Origin of the sequence: Evansella tamaricis (assembly GCF_019042215.1) — a bacterium.
Taxonomy (GTDB): domain Bacteria; phylum Bacillota; class Bacilli; order Bacillales; family Salisediminibacteriaceae; genus Evansella; species Evansella tamaricis.
This window is the reverse complement of the sequence record NZ_JAHQCS010000122.1, coordinates 1-26,462: the sequence shown is the minus strand read 5'-3', so window position 1 is coordinate 26,462 and position 26,462 is coordinate 1. Positions and strand designations below refer to the sequence as shown.

23 protein-coding genes are annotated in these 26,462 nt (G+C 37.8%); 18 read left to right on the top strand and 5 right to left on the bottom strand.

The annotated features are described in order from the left end of the window. Nucleotides 1–473: 473 nt before the first annotated feature. The 5 genes from KS419_RS15645 (at nt 474) to eutH (ending at nt 7,455) form a co-directional block, all read left to right on the top strand. On the top strand, nt 474–1,799 hold the full coding sequence (locus KS419_RS15645) for a short-chain fatty acid transporter (RefSeq protein WP_217067336.1): 1,326 nt from the start codon (nt 474–476) through the stop codon (nt 1,797–1,799). Between the two features lie 513 nt (nt 1,800–2,312). Further along, complete coding sequence (locus KS419_RS15640) at nt 2,313–3,158, top strand: DMT family transporter (protein ID WP_217067335.1); 846 nt, start codon at nt 2,313–2,315, stop codon at nt 3,156–3,158. 106 nt (nt 3,159–3,264) lie between these two features. Continuing rightward, on the top strand, nt 3,265–4,161 hold the full coding sequence (locus KS419_RS15635; RefSeq protein ID WP_217067334.1) for a manganese catalase family protein: 897 nt from the start codon (nt 3,265–3,267) through the stop codon (nt 4,159–4,161). 178 nt (nt 4,162–4,339) lie between these two features. After that, the gene (locus KS419_RS15630; protein WP_217067333.1) at nt 4,340–6,169 is read left to right on the top strand and encodes a PAS domain S-box protein; all 1,830 of its coding nucleotides are present in this window, start codon (nt 4,340–4,342) and stop codon (nt 6,167–6,169) included. A gap of 206 nt (nt 6,170–6,375) precedes the next feature. Then, complete coding sequence (gene eutH / locus KS419_RS15625) at nt 6,376–7,455, top strand: ethanolamine utilization protein EutH (protein ID WP_217067332.1); 1,080 nt, start codon at nt 6,376–6,378, stop codon at nt 7,453–7,455. A 32-nt stretch (nt 7,456–7,487) separates the two neighbouring features. Here eutH and KS419_RS15620 read toward each other — a convergent pair whose 3' ends face one another. Next, nucleotides 7,488–7,739: a hypothetical protein gene (locus tag KS419_RS15620; protein WP_217067331.1), complete on the bottom strand. Its 252-nt coding sequence runs from the start codon at nt 7,737–7,739 to the stop codon at nt 7,488–7,490. A 111-nt stretch (nt 7,740–7,850) separates the two neighbouring features. After that, the gene (locus tag KS419_RS15615) at nt 7,851–8,243 is read right to left on the bottom strand and encodes a response regulator (RefSeq protein ID WP_217067330.1); all 393 of its coding nucleotides are present in this window, start codon (nt 8,241–8,243) and stop codon (nt 7,851–7,853) included. Nucleotides 8,244–8,580: 337 nt separating this feature from the next. Here KS419_RS15615 and KS419_RS25275 point away from each other — a divergent pair, with 337 nt between their 5' ends. The 10 genes from KS419_RS25275 to KS419_RS15570 all read left to right on the top strand — a co-directional run bounded on the left by KS419_RS25275 (nt 8,581) and on the right by KS419_RS15570 (nt 20,001). Then, nucleotides 8,581–8,715: a hypothetical protein gene (locus KS419_RS25275; protein WP_281419823.1), complete on the top strand. Its 135-nt coding sequence runs from the start codon at nt 8,581–8,583 to the stop codon at nt 8,713–8,715. A gap of 364 nt (nt 8,716–9,079) precedes the next feature. Further along, a complete protein-coding gene (locus KS419_RS15610; protein ID WP_217067329.1) occupies nt 9,080–10,216 on the top strand; it encodes a BMP family lipoprotein in 1,137 nt (378 codons plus the stop codon). A 93-nt stretch (nt 10,217–10,309) separates the two neighbouring features. After that, a complete protein-coding gene (locus KS419_RS15605; protein WP_217067328.1) occupies nt 10,310–11,842 on the top strand; it encodes an ABC transporter ATP-binding protein in 1,533 nt (510 codons plus the stop codon). A 32-nt stretch (nt 11,843–11,874) separates the two neighbouring features. Further along, the gene (locus KS419_RS15600; protein WP_217067351.1) at nt 11,875–12,933 is read left to right on the top strand and encodes an ABC transporter permease; all 1,059 of its coding nucleotides are present in this window, start codon (nt 11,875–11,877) and stop codon (nt 12,931–12,933) included. Continuing rightward, entirely contained in the window at nt 12,934–13,896 is a 963-nt protein-coding gene (locus KS419_RS15595) for an ABC transporter permease (protein ID WP_217067327.1), read from the top strand. A gap of 919 nt (nt 13,897–14,815) precedes the next feature. Beyond that, nucleotides 14,816–15,277: a chemotaxis protein CheX gene (locus KS419_RS15590; protein WP_217067326.1), complete on the top strand. Its 462-nt coding sequence runs from the start codon at nt 14,816–14,818 to the stop codon at nt 15,275–15,277. A 212-nt stretch (nt 15,278–15,489) separates the two neighbouring features. Next, entirely contained in the window at nt 15,490–17,025 is a 1,536-nt protein-coding gene (locus KS419_RS15585; RefSeq protein WP_217067325.1) for a GNAT family N-acetyltransferase, read from the top strand. Between the two features lie 108 nt (nt 17,026–17,133). After that, nucleotides 17,134–17,559, top strand: a complete 426-nt coding sequence (locus KS419_RS15580; RefSeq protein ID WP_217067324.1) for a hypothetical protein — start codon at nt 17,134–17,136, stop codon at nt 17,557–17,559. A 300-nt stretch (nt 17,560–17,859) separates the two neighbouring features. Beyond that, on the top strand, nt 17,860–19,548 hold the full coding sequence (locus KS419_RS15575) for a glycerol-3-phosphate dehydrogenase/oxidase (RefSeq protein ID WP_217067323.1): 1,689 nt from the start codon (nt 17,860–17,862) through the stop codon (nt 19,546–19,548). Between the two features lie 252 nt (nt 19,549–19,800). After that, nucleotides 19,801–20,001, top strand: coding sequence for an aspartyl-phosphate phosphatase Spo0E family protein (locus KS419_RS15570; protein WP_217067350.1), 201 nt, complete (start codon nt 19,801–19,803; stop codon nt 19,999–20,001). An 89-nt stretch (nt 20,002–20,090) separates the two neighbouring features. Here KS419_RS15570 and KS419_RS15565 read toward each other — a convergent pair whose 3' ends face one another. Beyond that, the gene (locus KS419_RS15565) at nt 20,091–20,969 is read right to left on the bottom strand and encodes a DMT family transporter (protein WP_217067322.1); all 879 of its coding nucleotides are present in this window, start codon (nt 20,967–20,969) and stop codon (nt 20,091–20,093) included. A gap of 158 nt (nt 20,970–21,127) precedes the next feature. Between KS419_RS15565 and KS419_RS15560 the strand changes: the two genes are divergently transcribed. Both KS419_RS15560 and KS419_RS15555 read left to right on the top strand, forming a co-directional pair. After that, nucleotides 21,128–21,622, top strand: coding sequence for a cation:proton antiporter regulatory subunit (locus KS419_RS15560; protein WP_217067321.1), 495 nt, complete (start codon nt 21,128–21,130; stop codon nt 21,620–21,622). Then, a complete protein-coding gene (locus tag KS419_RS15555) occupies nt 21,623–22,792 on the top strand; it encodes a cation:proton antiporter (protein ID WP_343215078.1) in 1,170 nt (389 codons plus the stop codon). Between the two features lie 512 nt (nt 22,793–23,304). Here KS419_RS15555 and KS419_RS15550 read toward each other — a convergent pair. Continuing rightward, entirely contained in the window at nt 23,305–24,849 is a 1,545-nt protein-coding gene (locus tag KS419_RS15550) for a peptide chain release factor 3 (protein ID WP_217067320.1), read from the bottom strand. A 399-nt stretch (nt 24,850–25,248) separates the two neighbouring features. Here KS419_RS15550 and KS419_RS15545 point away from each other — a divergent pair, with 399 nt between their 5' ends. Then, nucleotides 25,249–25,353: a YjcZ family sporulation protein gene (locus tag KS419_RS15545; RefSeq protein ID WP_217067319.1), complete on the top strand. Its 105-nt coding sequence runs from the start codon at nt 25,249–25,251 to the stop codon at nt 25,351–25,353. 146 nt (nt 25,354–25,499) lie between these two features. Here the strand turns inward: KS419_RS15545 and KS419_RS15540 are convergent, their stop codons facing one another. Further along, nucleotides 25,500–25,673, bottom strand: a complete 174-nt coding sequence (locus KS419_RS15540) for a hypothetical protein (RefSeq protein WP_217067318.1) — start codon at nt 25,671–25,673, stop codon at nt 25,500–25,502. Nucleotides 25,674–26,462: the final 789 nt, after the last annotated feature.

The following is a 26,462-nucleotide window of genomic DNA, read 5'->3' as shown; positions in this document are numbered from 1 at the left end:
TCAAATAAATAAAGCCTTCATACGAGGGAACTGAAAAAGGTCTTACAACTTTTTCAGTTCCTTTTATTTGAAAGGAAAGTATAAGTTTTTGCACCTTCGGGCAAGTTGTCTAGCTCCATCGCCTACTCACTACGGGGCACTTCGGAAGTGACAACCGAAGTCAAAGAGCGGACTTCTAGTTGTCATTCCTCCACTGCCCTACGCTCGTGACCATAGGCGCTTGCGCTTTTCTTATATGGCAATAGCTTCGCTCGTCGCTCGCCTGACAGGAGAAAACCGCTCCTATCAGGCTTTTTAATGATTGTATTGCCCACTTGCTGCGGGGCATTTATCTAATTTTCAAAAAGTCGTCTATTTTTATAGGTATATCATATATATTTACTACTCGTACCTCTTACAAATGGGAAGTGGGGGAAAGAGTAGTGGATTGACTAGGTTCAATTCTCTAATAAATTTAGAAAGGAGACGGAAAAATGAAAGCGTTAACAAATGTATCAACGAAATTAATGCAGCGTTTTTTACCTGATCCATTTTTATTTGTTATTATTTTAACATTTGTGGTTTTTATCCTTGGATTACTACTTACCCCAAGTAATCCAATTGAGATGGTATCTTACTGGGGTGGCGGATTTTGGGACCTGTTGTCTTTTGCAATGCAAATGGTTCTGATACTTGTTACGGGATATGTCCTTGCTAGCAGTCCCCTCTTTAAATCTCTATTACAGCGACTGGCATTACTTGCAAAAACGCCAGGGCAGGCTATAGTCATTGTCACCCTAGTTGCCTTATTGGCAAGTTGGATTAACTGGGGATTCGGTCTAGTTATCGGTGCTCTTTTTGCAAAAGAACTTGCAAAAATAGTAAAGAAAGTGGATTACAGACTTCTGATTGCGAGTGCTTATAGCGGATTTATCGTATGGCATGGGGGATTAGCAGGTTCTGTTCCTTTGACTATTGCCACATCAGGTCATTTTGCCGAAGATATGATAGGTATCATATCGACCAATGACACCATTTTTGCTCCATTCAATCTATTTATTGTAGCAGCCCTGTTTGTTTCTGTTCCAATACTAAATCGTCTGATGATGGACCGAAACAATGTGGTGGAAGTGGATCCGAAGTTACTGGACGATAGTGTTGAGAAAACAGCAGGGGAGTTAAAATCGAAAGAAGAAAGAACTCCAGCAGAAAAGATGGAGAATAGCGTAGTTCTCTCCATGATTACAGGAATTCTTGGTTTGTGTTTTATTGTCTATTATTTAGTTAATAACGGTTTTGATTTAAATCTCAATATCGTAAACTTCATTTTCTTGTTTTTAGGAATATTATTTCATATGACACCTCGAAACTTTCTAAATAGTGTTACGAATGCGGTGAAAAATGCTGGTGGAATTATTGTTCAATTTCCTTTCTATGCTGGGATTATGGGAATGATGGTTTCATCTGGCCTCGCGGTTATGTTCTCGGAGTGGTTTGTATCTATTTCAACGGAAGTAACTTTCCCATTATTTGCATTTATCAGTGCAGGAATTGTCAATTTCTTTGTTCCTTCTGGAGGGGGACAGTGGGCTGTTCAAGCACCAATCATGCTTTCTGCCGGTGCAGAACTGGGAGTTAGTTCAGCTAGGACAGCAATGGCAGTTGCCTGGGGAGATGCTTGGACCAATATGATACAACCATTCTGGGCATTGCCAGCGTTAGCAATTGCAGGACTAAATGCAAGAGATATTATGGGATTCTGTTTATGGGTACTGTTCCTTAGTGGTGCAGTTATAGGTATAGGATTATTGTTGTTCTAGAAATTAAAGTTTAAAATGGAAACTTAGATCGTATTGATTTTTTCAAAAGGCTCTGTTATCGTTCAATGTTGATTTTTGCGAAATTCACTCCCTTTCCGCGGGCGGTTCGGGAGCCTCCTCGGTGTTTCACACCTTGCGGGGTCTCCCCTGAACTCGCTTTTCCCGCAGGAGTGTCGTAAATTTCGCTAAAAATCATCCTATTTAATCAACATTAGCCTTTAACATAGCCTTTCAAAAAAGATCTGGTTGGGACAAAAGTGTTTACAATGAGAAATTCGACTGTAATGATAGTATTGCTCAGCTATTGTTGTGTATCGATGTCAGTTAAACACATAAGTTGTGTCCCAACCTTATCTTAATTCTGAGATTAAATAGAGGAAAAGGCAGCACTGATGCGGGGTACTTCAGATCCTCCTTTCAAACGTACAATGCATGCAGGATAAATGGAAGAAGTGTAGAATTATTCATATTAATACCCTTGACGATTGCTTAGAGGATGAAAGTGGGCTTTTCATGAAGAAGGAACTTGGATTAATACATATTGCCGTTTTATTATTTGGTTTATCGGGACTATTTGCAAAGTGGATACCACTTTCCGCACATATTATTGTTTTTGGGAGAGTGTTTTTTGCAGCTCTTTTTCTGCTAATGGTCCTCTTACTGTTAAAAAAATCAATTATATTACCAACCAAAAGAAGTTATCTTCCGTTCATCGTGATTGGGGGAGTATTGGCGCTTCACTGGGGGAGTTTCTTTCACGCTATTCAAATCTCTTCTGTTGCAGTTGGTTTAGTCACTTTTGCCACTTTTCCAGTGTTTGCGAGTCTATTAGAACCGATTGTATTTAAAGAGTCCTATGAAAAAAGAAGTTTTGTCATAGCTGCATGTGCCTTAATAGGGGTTATATTTATTGTTCCTGAATTTGATTTTTCTAATAATGTAACAAAAGGAGCAATTTGGGGGCTAATCTCAGCGATAACTTTTGCGGTACTGTCTATATTAAACCGTACTTTCGTCCGTGATTTTTCAAGCATTATGATTGGCTTTTATCAAAACAGTTTTGCATTCATCTGGTTAATACCACTCGTCCTGTTTTTTGAACCGGTTAAAATCACTGTGACCGATGTATCTTTGTTAATTACCCTTGGAATTGTTTTTACAGGGATTGCACACGTTACTTTTATTCAAGGCTTATCCAAAGTAAATGTTCGTACGGCAAGTATCATCGCCACCCTTGAACCGGTTTATGGAATCTTAGCAGCAGCAGTTTTATTACAGGAAATTCCTGATATGCGAGAGTGGATAGGAATGATTATTATTCTTTCAGCTGCCACATACATTTCCTTAAAGCGAATTTAATAAACTGAATTCTTATTTGTAATAGATCCGTAGTTATTAGACAATCTCTCCCGTTCATAAGATGAAAAGGAATGCAATATGCTTGATGGAAACGGAGGGATGATGATTGTTTACAAGGATTGATCGACTGCAAATAGAATTGCCGAAACCGAAAAGTCCAGATGCTAATGCAGCAGCAGCTGTCCAAGAATTATTAGGCGGCAAATATGGTGAAATGTCCACACTGAACAACTATATGTTTCAATCATTTAATTTTCGCAATAAGAAAAAATTCAAACCATTTTATGATTTAATTGCCAGTATTACTGCAGAAGAATTTGGCCATGTGGAACTGGTATCAAATACGATAAATTTGATGATTGAAGGAACTACTTATCCAGGTGACCCTAACGATACCCCTATGGAAAATGCCAAAGACAAACGGAATACGCACCATTTTATTGCATCAGCCCAAACCGCAATTCCTGCAGATTCGATGGGAAATCCCTGGACTGGGGACAATGTGTTTACGAGTGGTAATTTAGTTTTAGACTTATTGCATAATTTTTTCCTAGAGTGTGGAGCCAGAACACATAAAATGCGTGTTTACGAAATGACAAATAACCCTGTTGCAAGGGAAATGATCGGGTACCTCCTTGTCCGTGGAGGTGTTCATGTGGTGGCATACGCAAAGGCGCTTGAAGTGTTGACGGGTGCAGATGTTACGAAAATGTTGCCAATTCCAGATTTAGATAATAAGAGATTTGAAACAGCCAGAAAATTTGAAGCGGAAGGATCACATCGAAAGTTATATACTTTCAGTGCAAGGGATTACCAGGATGTAAATAAAATTTGGAAAGGGGAACATCCAACAGAAGGGGGGAAATTAGAAGTTATTCAAGGAACTCCACAAGGGGGCCCGATTCCAGATTTAGAGGAAATACCTGAAGAATTTGCACCAGGGGTATCACATGAAGACTTTAAAGAGATTGCTAAACGATTACAACGATCAGCAGGGTTATAACAAATAGAGACATAGAATGACACCGATTGATAAAATGATCGGTGTTTTTCTTCGGATTTCCTAGAAAAACATCGATAATTAGTGACTGCAAATGCCATATAAGTCAAGATTTATTATGTGAATTTTGTTAATATAGAAAGTAGTGGGTTTAAATGGAAAAGGACGAGGTGTATAAACATTGACGAATGAGACAGATACGACATGGAAAACAGACCTTAACAATATGGCAGGAAATAAAAAGGATCATTTTAATCATGTTGATTTGATCTCCGCAACATTAGACTACCTTCAAGAAGCCGTTTTCATCGTAGACAAGTCTTGGAATATTAAATATTGTAATGAAGCTGCCATGAAAACATTAACGTGTACTAAAGATGATTTACTAGAGTCCTTTCTATGGGACAAATTTTCCGCCTCCATTCGCACTGCGTTTTATGAGGCTTACCAAAAATCCATTCTTGAGGATACACACGTGGAATTTATAGAATATGACAGCTGGACGAAGAAGTGGTTAAATGTCAGGGCTTTCCCTTCCTGTGGGGGATTAACATTTATATGTAATGAAAAACCTGAAAAGAATATTGAAACTGCAGTCTCTGAGGAAGTTTACCGGAATATGTTTAAAGATTATCCCGATGCGGTTTGTTCCTTTGATTTAAATGGGAAATTTCTTACTGTTAATAAAGCTTTTAGTGATTTATTTAATATAAATGAGGAAAAATTGATTGGTAATCACTTTTCAACTTTTTTACCAAATAAGAAGAAACAATTTGGAATAGAGTTATTTGAGAATGTAAAAAAGGGATCTCCACAGACAGTGGAGGTTAATTTATCAAATGAAATAGGTAAGCCCTTTGTTGTCATGCTAAGTGTAATGCCAATTATTATAAATACAGATATACTTGGTGCTTATGTTATTATAAAAAATATTACGAAATACTATTTGAATGTTGATGAAATTCGAAGATTATATGAAATGAACCAATCTATCATGGAAGCTGTGGAAGATGGTATTCTAGGTTTAGATAAGAATTTAGACGTAATCATGTGGAATGAAGCCGCTGAACGGATAACTGGTTATAGAAGAGAAGAACTTACCGTAAAATCTATCAAAAACTTAATGAAATATGTCCAGCCATCTATTGAGAACTTCATTGTGGATGATCTGGAGTTACATAACATAGATGATGTTTTTATCAATCAATCGGGAGTGACTTTTTTCAAAAAAGATGGTACTCCATTTATATCAGAGTTCACACTTACTCCGATGATATCAGGGGAAAATGTGGTTGGATGTGTTCTAACTTTTCGGGATATAACCGAAAAAAAGAATTCAGAGGAGTTAATTTACCATTCGGAAAAACTTTCTGCTGTGGGCCAACTAGCAGCGGGAATTGCTCATGAAATAAGAAACCCCCTGACATCTTTAAAAGGGTTTCTTCAACTTATTCAATTTAATAAAGGTGGAAAAGATGAGTATTTTGAAATAATGAATTCTGAATTTAACAGAATTGAGCAAATATTAAATGAATTGTTGATTTTATCTAAACCGCAAACGATGGAAAAAGAGGTAACTTCTCTAGTTCAATTACTAGACCATACCGTTACATTACTCAATACACAAGCAATTATTAAAAATATTAAAATACGTAAAGAATTTCAAATTAATGATGCGGAGATTGAATGTGCAGAACATCAAATCAAGCAGGTTTTTGTGAATCTAATTAAAAATGCCATTGAGGCGACACCGAATGGTGGTAAAATAACCGTCTCTATAACAAAGAGAGATGGTAACGCAGTTGTGATTGTAAAGGACAATGGTTGTGGAATTCCGAAAGGGAAATTAAAGCGGATTGGGGAACCCTTCTTTACGACAAAAGATAAAGGTACCGGATTGGGACTTATGGTTTCCTATCAAATCATCGAAGATCATGGAGGGAAAGTGCATGTGGATAGTGAAGAAGGTGTTGGTACTACCTTCACGGTCCATCTACCACTAGTACAATAGAGTAAGTGAGTAAAAGTCTCAAAGTCTACTCATTGCACTTTTGAGGCTTTTTTGTTGTTTTTTTAATAGGTAATAGTGGAATATAGAGATATTCAAAAAATTGGGCTGTTTTCTTCGGTGTTGATGTCAACTTCAGGATATTCCTTGGTAGGCAATACCTCAGCCATCTGAGACAAAGCCAATAAAGGGTCAGGTGAAACGGATAGATGTGGTTAAATGATATGATAATTTGGATACTAGTATTATTTATATGTATTGGGGGATTAGATCGAATCTTCGGAAATAGATGGGGGTATGGTAAAGCATTTGAAGAAGGTTTCCTTGCGATGGGTCCCATAGCCCTTGCGATGGTTGGAATTATTTCCATCTCTCCCATTTTAGCAGAGGTTCTTCGACCTGTTGTTACACCAGTTTTTACAGTGTTGGGATCTGATCCGGCCATGTTTCCTGGAATGATTCTAGCGATAGATATGGGTGGGTATCCATTGGCGATGGCATTGGCTGAATCGGAGATGGCAGGGCTATTTTCTGGAATAATTATGGCTACCTTACTTGGGCCCACATTCGTTTTTACAATACCAGTTGCCCTAGGAATCATTAAAAAGCATGACCGCTCCATCTTTGCAAAGGGTATTCTGATTGGTTTAATACCAATACCAGTTGGAGGTTTAATTGGAGGTTTAGTTGGTGGAATGTCAGTTATTTTTTTATGGAAGCAACTATTGCCTGTTATTTTATTTTCTTGCTTTATTATCATAGGATTGCTTTGGAAACAAAACGTAATGATTAAAGGCTTTTTTTTATTTGGAAAACTCGTTACTGTTGTTATCACGATAGGACTTGTTTTTAGCATCGTAGAAGCTTTGACAGGTGTTACTGTTATCGATGGAATGGTACCATTATCGGAAGGAGTGTATATTGTTGGAATTATTGCCATCACCCTTGCCGGGGCGTTTCCATTAGTGCATTTCCTAAAAAACGTATTGACTCCAATACTTCCACCTATAGCACAGAAAGTAAAGACGACGGAAATGACATTTATTGGGCTCATTTCAAGTTTAGCCCACAGTATTCCAATGTTTAAGCATATGCATGAGATGGATGAGAAGGGCAAATTGATGAATGTTGCATTTGCTGTCAGTGGTGCTTTTGTATTAGGTGGTCATCTCGGATTTACAGCATCTGTTGAGTCAAATATGATAATCCCAATGATGGTTGCTAAATTGTCGGCAGGATGTCTATCTGTAGGAATTGCTTTCTTTTTATCAAATGATCCCAATATTTAATATAAAGATGGTGTTGAACTTGGTGTAACATGTTATTCTTTTCTCGGTAAAAGATCAAGGGAGAAGCTTTTTCTGAATGACCTCTTTTGATCCGTTTCCTCCTTTTCCTCCTTTTCCTCTATTAACATAGGAGAGGTGAGGTCTTTTTGCCAGCTTTTCCATTTTTTATCGTGTTTTATCATGGCTCTTTCGTGTCTTTTACTACCGTAATAATAGGCTTTCGTTTGATGCCAGTCATACCAGAATTGATGCCAGTGTAAAAAGAAAGTTTTCTTGTTTGACATGTTTATCCTCCTCTAAGTGAAACTCCACTCAGATTATATTTCCCTATTTCAACGAATATTCATTATTTTTGACAATAAAAAACTCTGCTTCCTTACTGGAAACAGAGTTAACTATACATTTGATGTGGAATCTGTTAATTCATTATAGTACTTGTCAATAATATTCCTTAAAGTAGTCTCATCAATTGGTTTTCGGATAAAACCAAATGCACCTAAATGAACAGATTTTTTTAAATGTGCTTGTCCACTTGTTGAGGAGGCCATGACGACTTTAATGTCGGGATAAATCTGATGGATCTCTTTCAAGGCTGATATCCCATCTTTATTTGGCATGATAATGTCCATAAAAATGATATTTGGCTGATTAACATGACACATTTCCACTGCTTCAAACCCGTCACATGCTTCCAGGACAGTTTTAATTCCTATATGGTGAAGTGCCTCAATCATCTGTTTTCGAACCGTTTCAGAGTCGTCGCAAACTAGAATTGACAATTCTACCATAGCTACCCCCCTAATGAAATACCATTCATCTGACCTTATTCTACCATGGTTCAGAAAGACAATGGGTTTCTTTTACATTTTGTCATTGGATTTTAATATTGTCGATTTATTGTCAGATTTTGAAAGTTATTAAGCTGCGATTAAAAGGGGCAAAATTCGATTGCTCCTCAAGTTCAAAGAAAAGTATAAGTTTTTGCACCTTCGGCCATTGTCTAGCTCCAGCGCCTACTCGCAAGGGAACTGAAAAAGTGGTGCTTTTCCACTTTTACAGTCCCTAAGCAATGAGCGTAGGCGTCGCAATCTTTAAAAAGCATGATAGGAGGGGTTTTCTCCTATCATGCGAGCGACGAGCGCAGCCATTGCCATACAAATAAAAGCAACTGAAAAAGTGGTTTTAAACTTTTTCAGTTGCTTCTTAATCGCTACGGGGCACTTCGGAAGTGACAACCGAAGTCAAGAAGCGGACTTCTAGTTGTCATTCCTCCACTGCCCTACGCTCGTGTTCATAGGCGCTTGCGCTTTTCTTATTTTGAATCGTTCAAAGGTAATAAAAAGGAGGAATGTCGAAAAATGTTGCTCCATTCTGCAAAAAAAATATTTATATGAGTTCAAATAAATGATATATTATAGGCGATTCAAGAAATGAATTCCTATGGTGGTAGATTTATGAAAGAAAATATTAATAGAAGAAAACCTGCCAAATAGGAACATCATTTTAAGAAGATCTGATAATTTTTATAACATGAAGCCATAATAATGGCACAACTGTTATAATTGTACGGCTAATGGACTAGCGTCTGTACAAGAGAAAAAGAATAATTAAGGGGGATCTGAAAATGAAGAAAATCTTACTCGTATTTCTTTTTGTGATTTTGGCCTTTGGTACTTTATTAGCAGCATGCGGACAAGCTGATGAGGAAGAAGGTCAAGCTGGAACACCAGCAGATACACAAGACACTACTGATGAAGAGACTGGTGATGATACTGACGGCGAAGCAGATGCCGGGGACTTTAATGTGAAAATGGTTACTGATGTGGGCGGAGTTGACGACAAGTCGTTCAACGAATCTGCTTGGGAAGGTCTTCAGCAATTCGGACAAGACCATGGGGTAGAAGTGGATTATATCCAATCCAGCGACGCTTCTGATTATGCTCCAAACTTAAACCGTCTTGCGCGGGATAATACGTCTCTATCTTTTGCAATCGGATTTTTAATGGCGGATGATATCTACTCTGTTGCAGACCAACATCAAGATAAGCAATTTGCTATTGTAGACGTTGTTATTGAAGATGAAGACGGAAATACAGTTCCAAACATTGCTAATATTACTTTTGCGGAGCATCAAGGGTCTTTTCTTGTTGGTGTCATTGCAGGATTGCAAACTGAAACGAACCATGTTGGATTTATTGGCGGTGTTGAAGGATTCCTTATTAAAAAGTTTGAAAATGGATTTAAAGCTGGTGTAAAAGCCGTTAACCCAGATGCACAGATTTCCGTACAATATGCACAAGATTTTAACGACGCATCAAGAGGTCAAAGTATTGCAAACACATTATATTCCAACGGTGCGGATGTTATTTATCATGCTGCTGGTGGTACTGGGAATGGATTGTTTACAGAAGCGATTAACAGAGCAAGAAATGGCGAAAATGTATGGGTAATTGGTGTGGATAAAGACCAAGCGGAAGAAGGAGCATGGGATGGAGGAAACGTAACCTTGTCATCCATGATCAAGCGAGTTGACCAAGCTGTTTATCAAGTATCAGAAATGACAATGAACGGCAACTTCCCTGGCGGAGAAATTTTAGAGTTTGGCCTTGATGATGAGGGTGTTGGAATTGCTCCAACGACAGATAATGTCACTCAAGAAAGTTTAGATGCTGTAGAAGAATGGAAGCAAAAAATCTTAAATGGTGAAATTACTGTTCCTCAAACAGATGAAGAATACGAAGAATATTTAGCTTCTCTTTAGTAGAAACGATATTGTTTTTGACATTATATAGCAATTAACAGGGCTAGTGCGCTTCACTAGCCTTTGTTAATTCGTTCGCTAGGAGTGGTTGCATTGGATTACGTAATCGAAATGATTAATATCAGAAAGGAATTCCCTGGAATTGTTGCCAATGACGAGGTAACACTGCAGGTTAAAAAAGGGGAAATTCATGCTCTCTTAGGGGAGAATGGTGCAGGCAAATCCACATTAATGAATGTTCTATTTGGATTATATCAACCGGAAAAAGGCGAGATTAAAGTTCGAGGAAAAACGGTCCAAATCACTGACCCCAATGTGGCTAATGATTTAGGAATTGGAATGGTTCATCAGCATTTTATGTTAATAGATAAATTTACTGTAACAGAAAATATTATTTTAGGTAATGAACCTAAGACAAAATATGGAAACATTGATATTCGAAAAGCCGAGAAAGAAGTGGCACGTATTTCCGAGTTGTATGGCCTTCGTGTTGATCCGAAGGCAAAAGTGGAGGACATCTCTGTCGGTATGCAACAACGGGTCGAAATATTAAAAACATTATACCGTGGTGCTGAGATACTGATATTTGATGAACCAACTGCTGTGTTAACGCCACAGGAAATAAAAGAGTTAATGGAAATTATGAAAAAGCTCTTACAAGAAGGGAAGTCAATTATATTAATTACCCATAAACTGAAAGAAATTTTATCAGTTTGTGATCGCTGTACCGTCATTCGCCGTGGAAGGGGAATTGGCACAGTTAATGTTTCTGAAACGAATCAGAATGAATTGGCTTCCATGATGGTAGGACGGGAAATCAGTTTTGTTGTTGAAAAAGAGGATGCAAAACCAGAAGATGTGGTTTTAAAAATAGAGGATTTAGTTGTAAACGATCTGAGGAACGTGAGAGCAATTGATGGACTTAACCTCGAGGTGAAAGCTGGTGAAGTACTTGGGATTGCCGGGGTCGATGGAAATGGCCAAACAGAATTAGTGGAAGCAATTGTAGGTCTGCAAAAAGCAAGTAGTGGAACGATAACTATCAGCGGAAACGAGACAACAAATTTATCTCCAAGAAAAGTAACAGAATCTGGTATTGGCCACATTCCACAGGACCGCCATAAACATGGACTTGTCCTCGATTTTTCGGTGGGGGAAAATATTCTATTACAAACGTACTATCAACACCCTTATACAAAAAATGGTGTACTTTACTATCCGAAGATGTACGAAAAGGCTAAAAGGCTCATTGAAGAATACGATGTTCGAACTCCTAATGAACGAACTCTAGCCAGAGCCTTGTCAGGAGGTAACCAACAAAAAGCGATTATCGCCAGGGAAGTGGACAGGTCTCCGAATCTTTTAATTGCAGCACAGCCCACAAGGGGACTGGATGTTGGGGCGATTGAGTTTATTCATCGAAAAATCATTGAAGAGCGAGATAAAGGAAGAGCAATTTTATTAATTTCTTTTGAGTTGGATGAAGTAAGAAATCTTAGTGATAGGATTGCTGTCATCTACGAAGGGAAAATTGTTGCCGTTGTAGATCCGAAAACGACAACAGAACAGGAACTTGGAATTTTGATGGCCGGCGGGAAACTAGAAAAGGAAGGTGAACCGATTTGATGAAGAAAATAAAGCCTATTCTTTTAAAAGTGATGACATTTTTGAAGTCCCTTCTCATCAAACTGGCAATTCCCCTCCTATCCATTTTCTTTGGTTTCTTTGCAGGGGCCATCATCATGTTAGTAAGTGGAAATAATCCCATTACAGGCTATGCCGCATTGTTTGATGGAGTTTTTGGAGATATTTATTATTTTGGGGAAACGCTAAGAATGATGACCCCGCTTATTTTTTCAGGGATCGCAGTAGCATTTGCTTTCCGAACTGGACTTCTAAATATTGGTGTGGAAGGACAACTGATTGTGGGTTGGCTTGCATCGGTTGCAGTTGGTGTAATGTTTGATTTGCCTTTTGTCATTCACCTGCCGTTAGCCTTATTGGCAGGAGCTGTGGCAGGGGGATTATGGGGGTTTATTCCCGGTATTTTAAAAGCCAGACTGCATGTACATGAAGTAATTGTTACAATTATGATGAACTATGTTGCCCTTCATGTTAGTAATCACTTTATCCGAAATTATATGCTTGCTTCTGGACAAAGGACGGAATTTATCCCAGCAACAGCATCTCTATCTTCTGATTTTTTGCGGGGATTAACGGATTTCTCGAGATTACATTGGGGATTTTTACTTGCAATTTTCGCTTGTGTAGTGATGTGGTTTCTGTTATGGAAAACAAGGAAGGGTTACGAACTTCGTGCAGTGGGCTATAACCCTAACGCCTCTTCCTATGCTGGAATGAATGTAAAGACGAATATTGTGTTATCTATGGTAGTTTCAGGTGGGTTTGCAGGGTTAGGTGGTGCCATGGAAGGATTAGGAACATACGGATACGCACAGATCCTTTCCAGCTTTACAAATTTAGGGTTTGATGGAATCGCAGTAGCTTTACTTGGTGCCAGTACTTCTATAGGTATATTCTTATCAGCATTTTTGTTCGGTGGCTTAAAAATTGGTGCCGCAAATATGCAGGCATCAGCAAATGTGGCACCGGAACTAGTCGAAATAGTGATTGCCCTTATTATTTTCTTTGTAGCATCAAGCTATTTAATACGTTGGGTACTTAACCGTCTCCAAAGTAACAGGGAGGGGAAATAAATGGATATTATTTCAACACTCAATTTAATTATCCCAACTGCAATATTTGCAGCAACTCCTTTAATTTTTACTGCTTTGGGCGGGTTATTCAGTGAACGTGCAGGAGTTGTTAATATCGGCCTGGAAGGCTTGATGGTTATTGGGGCCTTTAGTGGAATTGTATTTACTTTGATCTTTGAAGGATTGGGCTTTGGTGCTGCATCCCCATGGGTTGCATTACTTGTAGCTATGTTGATAGGGGCAGTCTTCAGTTTATTTCATGCCGTTGCATCGATTACACTCCGTGCGGATCAAATTGTTAGTGGGGTTGCACTGAACTTTTTGGCTATCGGACTTTCGGTATTTTTAGTAAGGGAGTTCTTTGGTAGAGGACAAACAGACTATATTAATGCTCGTATTTTCCGAGAAAGTGTACCGGTGCTGAGAGATATTCCTATCATAGGGAATTGGTTCTTCAGCAGTATTTACCCTACTTCGTTTGTGGCATTTTTCTTAGTTTTCATCGTGTGGTATGTTGTATTTAAGACACCGTTTGGATTAAGACTCAGATCTGTGGGTGAACATCCAATGGCTGCTGATACAATGGGAATTAAAGTGAACCGTATGAAATATATTGCTGTCATGCTAAGTGGAGCATTAGCAGGTATCGGTGGAGCAGTATACGCAATCACAACATCCGCCAATTTTGGTGGAGGAACGATTGCGGGTCAAGGATTTATGTCATTGGCAGCGCTAATTTTCGGGAAATGGCATCCGTTAGGGGTACTTGGTGCAGCATTATTCTTTGGTTTCGCTCAATCCTTAAGTATTGCAGCACAGCAAATCCCTGCACTGGCGAATGTTCCCCAAGTATACTTGTTGATAGCACCATACGTCTTGACGATCTTAGCACTTGCTGGATTCGTGGGGAAAGCAGAGGGTCCTAAAGCTATTGGAAAATCTTATGAAAAGGGAAGCCGATAACAATATTTAAAGTGGAACCACTTCCATATAGAGGAGCCACTGAAAAAGTATCTTCAACTTTTTCAGTTCCTTTTAAAAGATAAGGCTCTTTTCGTAAACTTTGTTGCTTTTTGAGAAGCTTGGAGAAGTGAAAGGCGGCATGACTGTCTCTTCCTCTGCGAGCATTTCGCTGGAGCATATCCGTCGAGACAAATCGACGTATTTACAGAGAAGTTACGCTCTTTCCAGCGGGAACAGCGCAAGGTGAAGACCCGCAGACACGGTTTTAGTCGAGGAGGCTGAGGCCGTGCCCGGCGGCAAAGAAGACACTGCGAAGAATGAGCAGATGTCGCACTTGTACCTTGTGTGAAAGCGTCCCCCTGTAGTGTATCCAAGCAAAAAGTTTGCTTTAAAGACAATAATCTATGCGAAAAGAGCCAAAGATAAAAAGTTTTGGGACCTACGGGCTTTGTCTAGCTCCAGCGCCTACTCGCTGCGGGGCACTTCGGAAGTGACAACCGAAGTCAAAGAGCGAACTTCAGGATGTCATTCCTCCACTGCCCTACGCTCGTGCCAAAGGCGCTTGCGCTTTTCTTATTTGAATGGCAATGGCTTCACTCGTCGCTCGCCTGATTGGAGAAAACCACTCCTATCAGGCTTTTTAATGTTTGCGCTGGATACGCTCATTGCTTCGATGGACTGTAAAACTGAAAAAGCACCACTATTGCAGAGCCCTCGAAAAGCACCACTATGTCTGTGCCCTCATTAAGTGAAGTGGGTTTTTTTTACTTGAAAGTGGGACTATTTAATAGACATGCTTGAATAATACACATAGGACTAAAGATACCTGATAAAAGCCTTACCTTCCTTTTAGAATTGGCATATAATAAATTTAACACTTTTAAAAATAGGTAATTAATCATTGGAAGGGGGAGCGAAGATGAATGTTGATCATGTGAATGCCGTATGCAGAGCAACTAAAACAATTTTAACGAACCATTTCGGAATTGAAGTGACTCCATTAAATCCCAGTGCCCAAAAGCATGATTTCCTCTCCAATAATGTTTCCGTGCTATTAGGTATCAACGGGGATTTGTCAGGGGAGATCATTTGTTCCATTGATGAGCAAACTGCTATAAATATAGTAAGCATTATGATGGGCGGATTAACGATAGAAAAACTAGATGACATGGGCCGAAGTGCGATTCAAGAATTTGGTAATTGGATTGCGGGTTCAACTGCAATGGAATTATCTAAACAACAGTTCGTGGATGTAACTCCTCCGGTTGTAAAAGAAGGTATTGTACATTTTCAAGGTGGTAAATTATTTATAACCGTTCCCCTTCGTTCCACACTGGGACTCATTGAAGTGCATATTTCCTTAATGGAACAGGCTAGTTAATATGACGTTTTATAACAATTGTTCTTACATTATTGAACAATTTCATAGGATAACAAAGTTGGGTAAAAGCTATAGACGAAAACTATGGCTTTTTTTAAATGGTAATTTATAGGTTTTGGCCCCTTCGGGCAAGATGGATTCGTTGCAAAAATTCGACAACCGTATTAGATTAGAAATTGGACTAAAGAAACATTGCAGGAAGGAGTGGTAAAATGGGTCCTTTAGATATGTCAAAATTTGAAAAAAAAGTAATTATACGGACTATTCGTCATGAGGATATTGATAAAATTATTGAACTGTCAAAACTTTGTTTTCCAAAGATGTTGCCATGGAAAAAAGAGCAGTTAGTCAGTCATTTGAATGTATTCCCAGAAGGTCAATTCTGTGTGGAGTTGGAAGGGGAAATCATTGGTTCTTGTGCGAGTTTAATAATAAACTTTGATGAGTATGATGATCAGCACACATGGGATGAAATTACGGATGAGGGCTACATTACAAATCACGACTCGGAAGGCTATAATTTATATGGGATAGAAGTCGCTGTTCATCCTGATTATCGGCGTATGAAAATTGGCCGGAGGTTATATGAAGCAAGAAAAGATTTAGCCAGAAGGATGAATTTAAAAAGTATCATCATTGGTGGGAGAATTCCAAATTACAATAAACATGCCAAGGAAATGTCCCCGAGGGAATATGTGGAAGAAGTCATGCATCACAACATATATGATCCTGTTCTTACTTTCCAAGTGATGAATGGGTTTACGCTAAAACGAGTGAACAAAGACTACCTGGATGACGATAGTGCTTCCCTTAAGTACGCAACATTGATGGAATGGAATAATGTGGATTATCAGCCAACATCTAAGCGTCATTTTAAAACATCTTTTCCAGTTCGAATTTGTGCGATTCAATATATGATGAAGAAAATTGACTCATTTGAAGAGTTTGCACAGCAATGTGAATACTACGCTGATGTGGGAGCAAGCTATCATTCTGATTTTGTTGTTTTTCCGGAAATATTCACAACACAACTCCTTTCTTTTATAGAGGAAAAAAGTCCGAGCCAAGCTATTCGTCGTCTAACGGAATTTACGGAGGAATACATCAATTTGTTTACAGAGCTCGCCATTAAATACAATGTGAATATTATAGGAGGTTCCCATTTTGTTGAAGAAGAAGGGAAAATATTTAATATAGCCTATTTATTCCGCAGAGATGGAACCATCGAAAAACAATACAAAATTCATATTACACCAAATGAACAGAAATTTTGGGGAATTCATGGTGGAGATAAAGTAGAAGTGTTTGATACAGACTGTGGAAAAATTGCCATACAGATTTGTTATGATATTCAGTTTCCTGAATTAGGGAGAATTGCAACGGAGAAAGGTGCAAACATCATCTTTACCCCGTTTTGTACAGATGAAAGACAAGGCTATTTACGTGTGAGATATTGCGCACAAGCTAGGGCAATTGAAAATCAAGTGTATACAATGATTGCAGGAACAGTTGGCAACTTAACTCATGTGGAAAACATGGATATACAATATGCTCAGTCTGGAATCTTTACTCCATCGGATTTTCCATTTCCACGTGATGGTATTGTGGGAGAATGTAACCCGAATATTGAAGCTGTCGTAGTCGGTGATGTGGACTTAGAACTTTTACGGCGAAACCGGAAATCAGGAACGGTGACCCAGTGGAAAGATAAACGAAAAGATCTATTTGAAATAAATTATGACTGTTAATGATAACACCTTCTGCCCTGAAACGGACAGAAGGTGTTTTATTATTTTTCGTTAGAAGTTTATTCATTTCACACCGTGTCTATCCTATGGAGTGGAAGGTGATAAACCATGAGTATGACATCCAAGAAAAATAAGAGACAAACGAATCAACATTTAAGTGCTTTTCTCGTTTTTCTATCCTTATTTTCCGTTTTGTTTATTGGCATCTTTAATTTGATGAATTTAGAAGAAGAGATTCAGAAGCCAATCACATCACTTGTTACATTTAAAGATGATCCGATTCAAAAAGACAAACCCATTATTGTACAGGTAATTCTTATGGATGGTCTGGAAAATTGGATTGAAGGGGCTACCGTTCACGGAGAAGTGGTTAATGGTTCTGAAAGGGCAGTCATTGAGTTTGTTCATGTGGAAGACGGTTTGTATGAATCGAGAGTAAAATTCTCTGCTAAAGGCCAATGGGAAGGATTTGTCATTGTAGAGAAGGGGAATGTGAAAGAGAATAACAAGATTGAGTTTCAAGTAATGAGTTAAAGGAGTTCATCCTTCGGGAGATATCATACATAACTTTTTTACTATATAGAGTGAAGGATATATGGTATAATAAAAAAAATTAATAAGAATGGTCCGGAGATATGGAGAGACCACAACACACTGGAAAATTGGTGATTTATGCCCATTTAACCCCAGAATGTTGTGGTCTCTTCTTTTATAATCATATTGAAAAGGATGACTCACTCCAATTCGAAGGTGCTTGTAGAAGGAAATTGGAGAATGTGTCCTGTTTGAACTCTGACTGTTCTTCCATTGGAAAGGGTGAGGAAGGTGGAAAAAATGTTTTCAGCAAGGAAACGTAAAGAATATCTTGGGAAATTAAGCGCTCAAGAATTAGATGTTCTGATCATTGGAGGGGGAATTACAGGTGCCGGTATCGCATTAGACAGTGTGACAAGGGGGTTTTCAACTGGTCTCGTTGAAATGCAGGATTTTGCGGCAGGAACATCAAGTAGATCGACCAAATTAGTCCATGGAGGACTTCGGTATTTAAAGCAATTAGAAGTGAAATTAGTTGCGGAAGTGGGGAAGGAAAGGGCTATCGTCTATGAAAATGCACCACATGTTACTTCTCCAGAATGGATGCTGCTACCATTAATGAAAGGTGGTACATTCGGTAAATTCTCCACATCCATCGGTTTGAAGGTTTATGATTTCCTTGCAGGTGTTCGGCGAACAGAAAGACGGCGTATGTTAACAAGGGAAGAGACATTGGAGCGTGAACCATTATTAAGGAAAGATGGTCTAATAGGTGGTGGAATCTATGTGGAGTATAAGACAGATGATGCAAGGTTAACCCTTGAAATTTTAAAGGAATCAGTATCTCGAGGGGTAAATGCAGTGAACTATGCGAAGGTGGAAAAATTTATATATGAAAATGGAAAGGTGACCGGTGTTTCCGTAAGGGACGTGATCAGCGGGGAAATATATGTTATCTATGCCAAAAAAATTGTCAATGCAACAGGACCGTGGGTAGACACACTCCGAGAAGAGGACCGGTCAAAAGAAGGAAAATCCCTCTATTTAACGAAGGGGGTTCACATAGTAGTGGATCAGAGCCGCTTTCCCCTAAAGCAAGCTGTGTATTTTGATACGGAAGGGGACGGACGTATGATATTTGCAATTCCCCGAGACGGGAAGGCCTATATTGGAACCACGGATACTTATTATGAGGACGATTATGTAAGTCCAAGGATGAATAAAAAGGACTTGGATTATCTGCTGGACGCTGCTAATTTTATGTTCCCTGAAGTGAATTTGACAGAGCTAGATGTGGAATCTAGTTGGGCAGGGCTCCGTCCTCTCATTCATGAGGAGGGAAAACGGGCATCTGAAATTTCTCGAAAAGATGAAGTGTTTGTTTCCCGTTCAGGGCTAATTTCCATAGCAGGTGGGAAATTAACGGGATACCGAAAGATGGCTGAAAAAATAGTAAATATCCTATGTAAGGAGTTACACAATGAAAAAAAATGTAAAACAGAAAAACTTTTATTATCCGGTGGAGAGGTAGGAGGGTCTTCGAACTTAGAATCTTTTATTCAAGAATGTATCAACAAGGGAGTAGAATTAGGTCTAGAAGAGAAAGAAGCTAGGAGACTAACAAGACTTTACGGGTCTAATATTTCAAAGGTATATGATATCATTAAATACTCTAGTGAAGAGGCAAAACAGTTTCACTTACCAGTTGGACTTTATGCATCTCTCGTTTATGGAATTGAAGAAGAAATGGTAAATACTCCTATTGATTTTTTTAATCGACGTACAGGGTCATTATTCTTCAATATTTGCATGGTTAAAGAAAATCAAGATGCTGTAATTGAACTCATGTCCAATCGTTTACAATGGACATTGGAGATGAAAGAAGACTATCAACGACAGTTGGAAAATGAAATATTTTATTCAGAAAACACAGAAGAATTACCAAATTTAAGGGAAAAATCATATGATAAACAGTTATTCCAAAACTAAAAAAGTATTAAATAAAAGGAAACCAATCTAACTGTTATTAATGAGGGATTCCCAATTAGATGTTTGAAAAAATCTCAAAAGAAACGAATTTTGTCGTAATTAAACTAAAAGAATTCTTTCCCTTTTTGAACGTTTTATATTAAAATATGTTTAAGTATAAAAGGTAAAGGGTAATTAAACTATTTTTGTTATTGTAAATCATATTTTAATCCATTATAGGATCTGTAATTACGGGGGAAACGAGTGAAGGAAATGGGGATTCAGTATTATTTAATAAGACAAATGGAAGCAAAAAGGATTCAAATGATTCATTCTGCTAACGAATATGGGTTAACTTCTAAAGAGACTGTTCGTTATAGTCAGGAGTTGGATCACTTGATGAATTTGTATCGCCGGTTAACTGTAAAAAAAAATAACAACGAAGTGTATAAAGAAGTCCATTATATGACTTAAATAACCTCACCCTTATCTAATATTAGATAAGGGTGTTTTTTTAAATGGGGTTAAGAGTAATAATTCTATTCTAGATTAACGATCTCCGGTTATTTTTTGGTAGATAAATAGACTCCGAGCAATACTATGAATCCTCCAATAAGTTGATGGTAACTTACCATTTCCCCAAGAAAAAGAATGGCCAATATGGTTGTAAAAACAGGTACCAAATTAAAGAAAACAGATGCCTTTGCAGGTCCAATCTGACCCACCCCTTTATACCAGGCAGCTAAAGCTAATGCAGATGGGAAAATCCCTATGTATAAAATCCCCAATATAGTTTTCCATTCCCATAGATAAGGAAAACCATAGATAAACCACTCCATTAATGCCATTGGCAAAAGAATAACACAACCAATTATCATAGTAACCACAAGGCCAGCAATACTAGGAAACTTATGACTGTGCACTTTAATAATAATAGAATAAATAGCCCAAAAAATAATTCCTAATAGCATGATGAGGTCACCGGCATTAAAAGAGAGAGTGATAAGGACATCCAATGAACCTTTGGTAATGATCCAGAGAATCCCTGCAAACGATAGAGATACTCCACATAATTGAAGTTTTGTCATCTTTTCTTTCAATAAGAAAAATCCCAGTATAATAGCAACTGTAGGTGTTAAAGCATCTACTATAGCTGCATTAATGGAGCTAGTATAGTTGACAGACAGATACAGACAGCTATTAAAAAGAACAATGCCAAATACAGATAATCCCACTAAAGGCCGCCATTCTTGCTTCCATAACGGAATGTTCAATTTTAACGTTTTATAGCAAAAAGGCAGCAATAAGAGAATAGCAGAACTAAATCGGAATAAAGCTAGTGTGAATGGGGGAATGATTCCTTCAAAAGCTTTTCCCACAATGAAGTTACCAGAAAAAAATAACATAGCAAACGAAAGAAGTATATAAGGATGAAATCGCATGTTGCACTCCCTTTCCAATATTGAGTATAACATGGTTGAATTCCGTTGAATAATGTGAGAATAAATTCTTTTCTATTGGTTAATGTTTTTCAAGGTTGTATTATTCAGATATACTAAGAAGTGGTAGACCATTTGAGTTAAAGAAAGGAAGAATAATCATGCAAGTAAGAATGGCAGATTTACCGGGAATAGGAAAGAAAATATCGTTTATAACAGCTGAAGAAAGCATGATTGTCTTAATCATTCACCATACTGGCAAAAGGGAAATGTACTTCTTTAGTGATGTTGACAATGATGAAGCTGATTTTTCCATCAACTTAACAGCTAATGAAACGAGGGAATTAGGAGCACAATTACTAGGAGCAGTATATCAACCTGTTGATAGTGATAAAATGAAGCTCCTAAAGAGTCAAATTGTAACCGAATGGGTTAAATTAGACGAATCTTCAGTCTTTGTTGGAAAAACAATTGAAAATTCTGAAATTAGAAAGCGCACAGGAGTTTCAATTGTAGGAATTTTCAGGGATGAAGATGTCATAGCAAGTCCAGAAGTTACAGAAGTCCTTCAAGAAGGGGATACGCTTATGGCTATCGGAAAACAGGAAGCTATAGCGAATTTTGAAAAGTTGTGTGAAGGGAAGGCGATTGGGTAAGTGGATATACAATTACCAATCATGCTGAGTGCGGGAATCATTTTCATCTTACTTTTCTGCTTTGGGCTTCTCAGTGTGAAGTTTAAAATACCTGAAGTAATTATTTACATATTGCTTGGATTAGTGTTAGCTTCCTTCCTGGGTGATTCCCATTTACTTCATTTAATTGGAGAAATTGGGATTGTGCTTCTTTTCTTTATGCTAGGGATGGAGTTTCCGATAAAACAATTGATGAAAGTAGCTAAAAAGGTTACACCTGCAGGCACTTTAGACGTGTTATTAAACATAGGTGTTTCAATGATTATCGTTTATTTTTTTGGATTAGGGATTATTGAATCGTTATTAATTGGTGGAGTGGTTTATGCCACAAGTTCTTCAATTACAGCAAAACTGTTGGAAACTTCCAAACGAACAGCCAATCCCGAGTCGGAGTTTATATTAGGGCTTCTCATATTTGAAGATTTAGTTGCCCCAGTACTGGTTGCCATTTTGGTAGGTTTGACGGCGGGAACAGGTGTTACAGCAGGTTCCTTTACCATTTTGTTACTTAAAGTGGTACTTTTGACAGCAGGGGCAATTCTTTTAGGACAACTCCTGTTTAGTAAATTGTCGCGATTCTTTGAACGGTATTTAAGTTCTGATATTTTTATCATGTTTGTGATTGGTATTGCGTTAGCATACGGGGGAATCGCACTCTATTTAGACCTCTCTGAAGTTTTAGGTGCTTTTCTTGCAGGTATTATGATTGCTGAAGTAAAGAAGACAGAGCAATTGGAACACCTGATTGTTCCTATTCGAGACCTGACACTTCCATTATTTTTTCTGTGGTTCGGCACTACAATCGAATTCGGTTCAGGGATTCCGATGATCGGTTTATTAATTACCTTAAGTATTTGGGCGATTGTTGCAAAGATCATTGTTGGAATTGTAGGTGGAAGACTATATGGGTTAAGCAAAAAAGTATCTGTACGAGCAGGGTTTTCGTTAGTACAGAGGGGAGAATTTTCCATTATTATCGCAGCACTTGCAACTACCGAAGTAATGGTATTTAGTAGCGTTTTTATATTAGGGACGGCGATGGTTGGAATTCTTTTGTTCCAGTTAGCCCCTAAGATAGCAAATTACTTCTATCCAAATAAAAAGCCTAAAAAAGTAAAATTACCGGGATAAAACAACAATATAAATTCACAAAACTGTGCGGGACCTGGTCCCGCACAGTTTTGTGAATTTGGGTTGGTAACGGAGCTTGAAGGTGGAGAGGTGGAACGGCAGGTCGATGGAAGAAAGTACAAAACACCAATGTTCTCATGTTCACTGAATAATTATAAAAAAATTCAGATTATTTTAGTTGGACAAATTACAAACTAAAAATATTCAGTTATAATAAAGATAATAATTATAAAAGAAAGCGGGTGAGAGTTCAATGTCCATTGTATATATTTGCAGGGAATGTAAAGGTGCAGGTGCAGTTGAGAGAAAAATTTGGATTTTGACAAAAAAATCTTCATGCCGCTTATGTAACGGATCAGGCAAACTGACATATAAAAAAGAGCGAATTATTTGAGATGGTTAACTTCTTGAGAGGAAAACGGATGATTTAAGATGAAAAAAAGCGACCAAGGTAAGGTCGCTTTTTTATATTTAGGAATAGGTACTGCCCAACGCTCGCTTTTCTTAATAGATTATTCGAGAAGCTCCCAACCTGTAGACAATTTAAGATCAGGAAATTTATCTTGGAAATAACGGAGTGCAAATTCATTTTCAAATAATATAACAGGGCGTCCTTGTTGATCATTTACAAGCATTTTTCTACTGTCAGTCATCTTATCTGTTACATCTCCTTCGGTTACCCAACGGGCTAACTCATGAGTGAGATGCTGAAACTCAATATCAACATTATACTCATTTTTCATCCGGTATTCAAACACCTGAAATTGAAGTTCCCCTACAGCACCAATGATATAATCCTCAAAGTATGGCGTCTTATAAAGCTGGATCGTTCCTTCTTGAACGAGTTGCTCCATTCCTTTATGATACTGTTTATGCTTTAATGCATTTTTAGCTGTAATCTTTGCAAATTTCTCAGGAGGGAATTGAGGCATTTCCTCATACACGAAACGTTCATTCCCTGTGACAATTGTATCACCAACTTGGAAGTTACCAGAGTCGTAAAGGCCAATGATATCTCCTGGCATTGCACTATCCACTGTTTCTCGATCAGAGGCAAAAAAGGAGTGGGATTGATTCAACTTCATTTTTTTCCCTGTGCGGGATAACATGACTTCCATTCCACGGTCAAACCTTCCGGAACATACGCGGAGGAATGCAATACGATCTCGATGATTCGGATTCATATTCGCCTGTATTTTAAAGACAAATCCAGAGAAAGTACTGTTATCCGGTTGAATTAAATCACCAGACGCTTTTCTAGGTTGCGGTTCTGCAGCAAGTTTTACGAACTGGTCTAGGAAAGACTGAACACCAAAACTGGATAATGCACTTCCGAAAAATACAGGTGTCAATTGACCATTTTGTACCTTTTCCATCGTGAACTCATTTCCCGCTTCTTCCAGAAGCATGATATCTTCTTCAAGTTTTTCCACTTCATAGTTTTGAAGAACCGTTTGCTCACTGTATGGCACAATTTCCCTTTCGTGAGATTCATTATAGACCTCAATTCTTTCATCAGGAATACTATAAATCCCTCTCAATGTTTTTCCCATTCCAATCGGCCAGTTCATTGGGTATGTTTCCATTTCCAATACTTCCTCAATTTCCGAAAGAAGGTCCAATGGTTCTTTCCCTTCTCGGTCAAGTTTATTGATAAAAGTAAGAATTGGAATTCCCCTCATACGACAAACTTTAAATAATTTTAATGTTTGTGCTTCTATTCCTTTGACACTGTCAATTACCATTACTGCCGTATCAACAGCAGTTAAAGTTCTGTATGTGTCTTCACTGAAGTCTTGGTGTCCTGGAGTATCCAAAATATTAATTTGAATGTCATTGTATATTAACTGCATGACACTGGATGTTACGGAAATACCCCGTTGTTTCTCGATTTCCATCCAGTCTGAAGTTGCAAATTTCCCTGATTTTTTCCCTTTTACAGTCCCAGCGCTCCGGATTCCTCCCCCAAGGAGAAGGAGTTTTTCAGTCAAAGTGGTTTTACCTGCGTCGGGGTGGGAAATTATCGCAAACGTCCGTCTAGGTGTGCTATTAGACATAAACATAACCCTTTCTTTTATACATTATCTATTTATAAGGGGAAGTGTAATCCCCTAAGATTAGTGAAATTGCAAAAAAATTATCCTGATAGACATTTTATAGCTCCAATTCTTCATTATATACAAATTTATTAGTTTTCGCACATCTTTTTTCATTAAGCGGAATTAATTCTTAATACTTTTGGTTTTATTATTGTTCCAGGTTGATTTTGAGCGGAAATTTTTTTACCCTTCCCAGAGGCAGTTCGGGGCCTCACAAACGCTATGCCATGCGCCATAAATCTTTGCTAACCTTAGAGGAGTACCAGACCTTTTTCTTTATAATTCGTTATTCGCCCACTCATTAAATTATTTGATGCATAAACTGGGAAGGAACCTATGATAAGGAGGCGTTAGCACATGTCTCATAAAACAGCAGGGCCAACTACTGGACTATTCTCTGGTTTTGCATTCATCGTGGTGATGTTTATCTTACTGATCATCATCGGTGCTGCATACGTATAAGTCTATAAGGAAACAAAAAAGAGAAAGGACTTATCGGGAAGCCGACTTGGTCCTTTCTCCTTTTGTTTCATATCAAATCTCGATATGATCAAGCTCAGTGTTAAATTTAAGCGCTAAAAAAAATCCGAATGGATGATAGATATTAGTTAAACGGCATCTTCAACTTGTGGTAAATACTTGGTAAAGTATGCCCCAAGAATTGTGAGTACTAAAGCACCAGTCCAAAATACGAGGCCATATAAGGAAAGACCCACCAATCCAATAAGAACATAATAAACTGGAATTAACATAAAACATATAGGTGTTAACCAAGGTTTCAAAACAAGTCCCCCCTCTCTCATTAGTTATGAGTTTTCTCCTAGTTAGCATTATTTATATGATGAAAATGTTGTTATGATTATTACCGATTCGACAAAGGAGGTGAGACTCCTTTTTATTATGAAAGAAAATTTTAAATATTATAAAAATACAATCAGTTGTTCAACTAGATTTGAAAAAATAATAAAAACACCAATCAAATGAGTGAACTTTAGAGTAATAAGATCCACATTCAAAATTAGAGTGCTTAAAAGATATAAGATTCCACTCAAAATGAGAGCGCTGAAAAGTAATAAGATCACTACTCAAAATGAGAGTGCTTAAAAGTAATAAGATCACCATAAGATCACCAGTCAAAGTGAGAATACTTAAAAGTAATCAGATCACTACTCAAAATGAGAGTGCTTAAAAGATATAAGATTCCACGCAAAATGAGAGCGCTGAAAAGTAATAAGAACACCACTCAAAGTGAGAATACTTTAAAACTAATAAGATCACTACTCAAAAGGAGAGTGCTTAAAAGATATAAGATTCCACGCAAAATTAGAGCGCTGAAAAGTAATAAGATCACTACTCAAAATGAGAGTGCTTAAAAGATATAAGATTCCACGCAAAATGAGAGCGCTGAAAAGTAATAAGATCACTACTCAAAATGAGAGTGCTTAAAAGATATAAGATTCCACTTAAAATGAGAGTGCTTAAAAGATATAAGATTCCACTTAAAATGAGAGCGCTGAAAAGTAATAAGAACACCACTCAAAGTGAGAATACTTAAAAGTAATAAGATTACT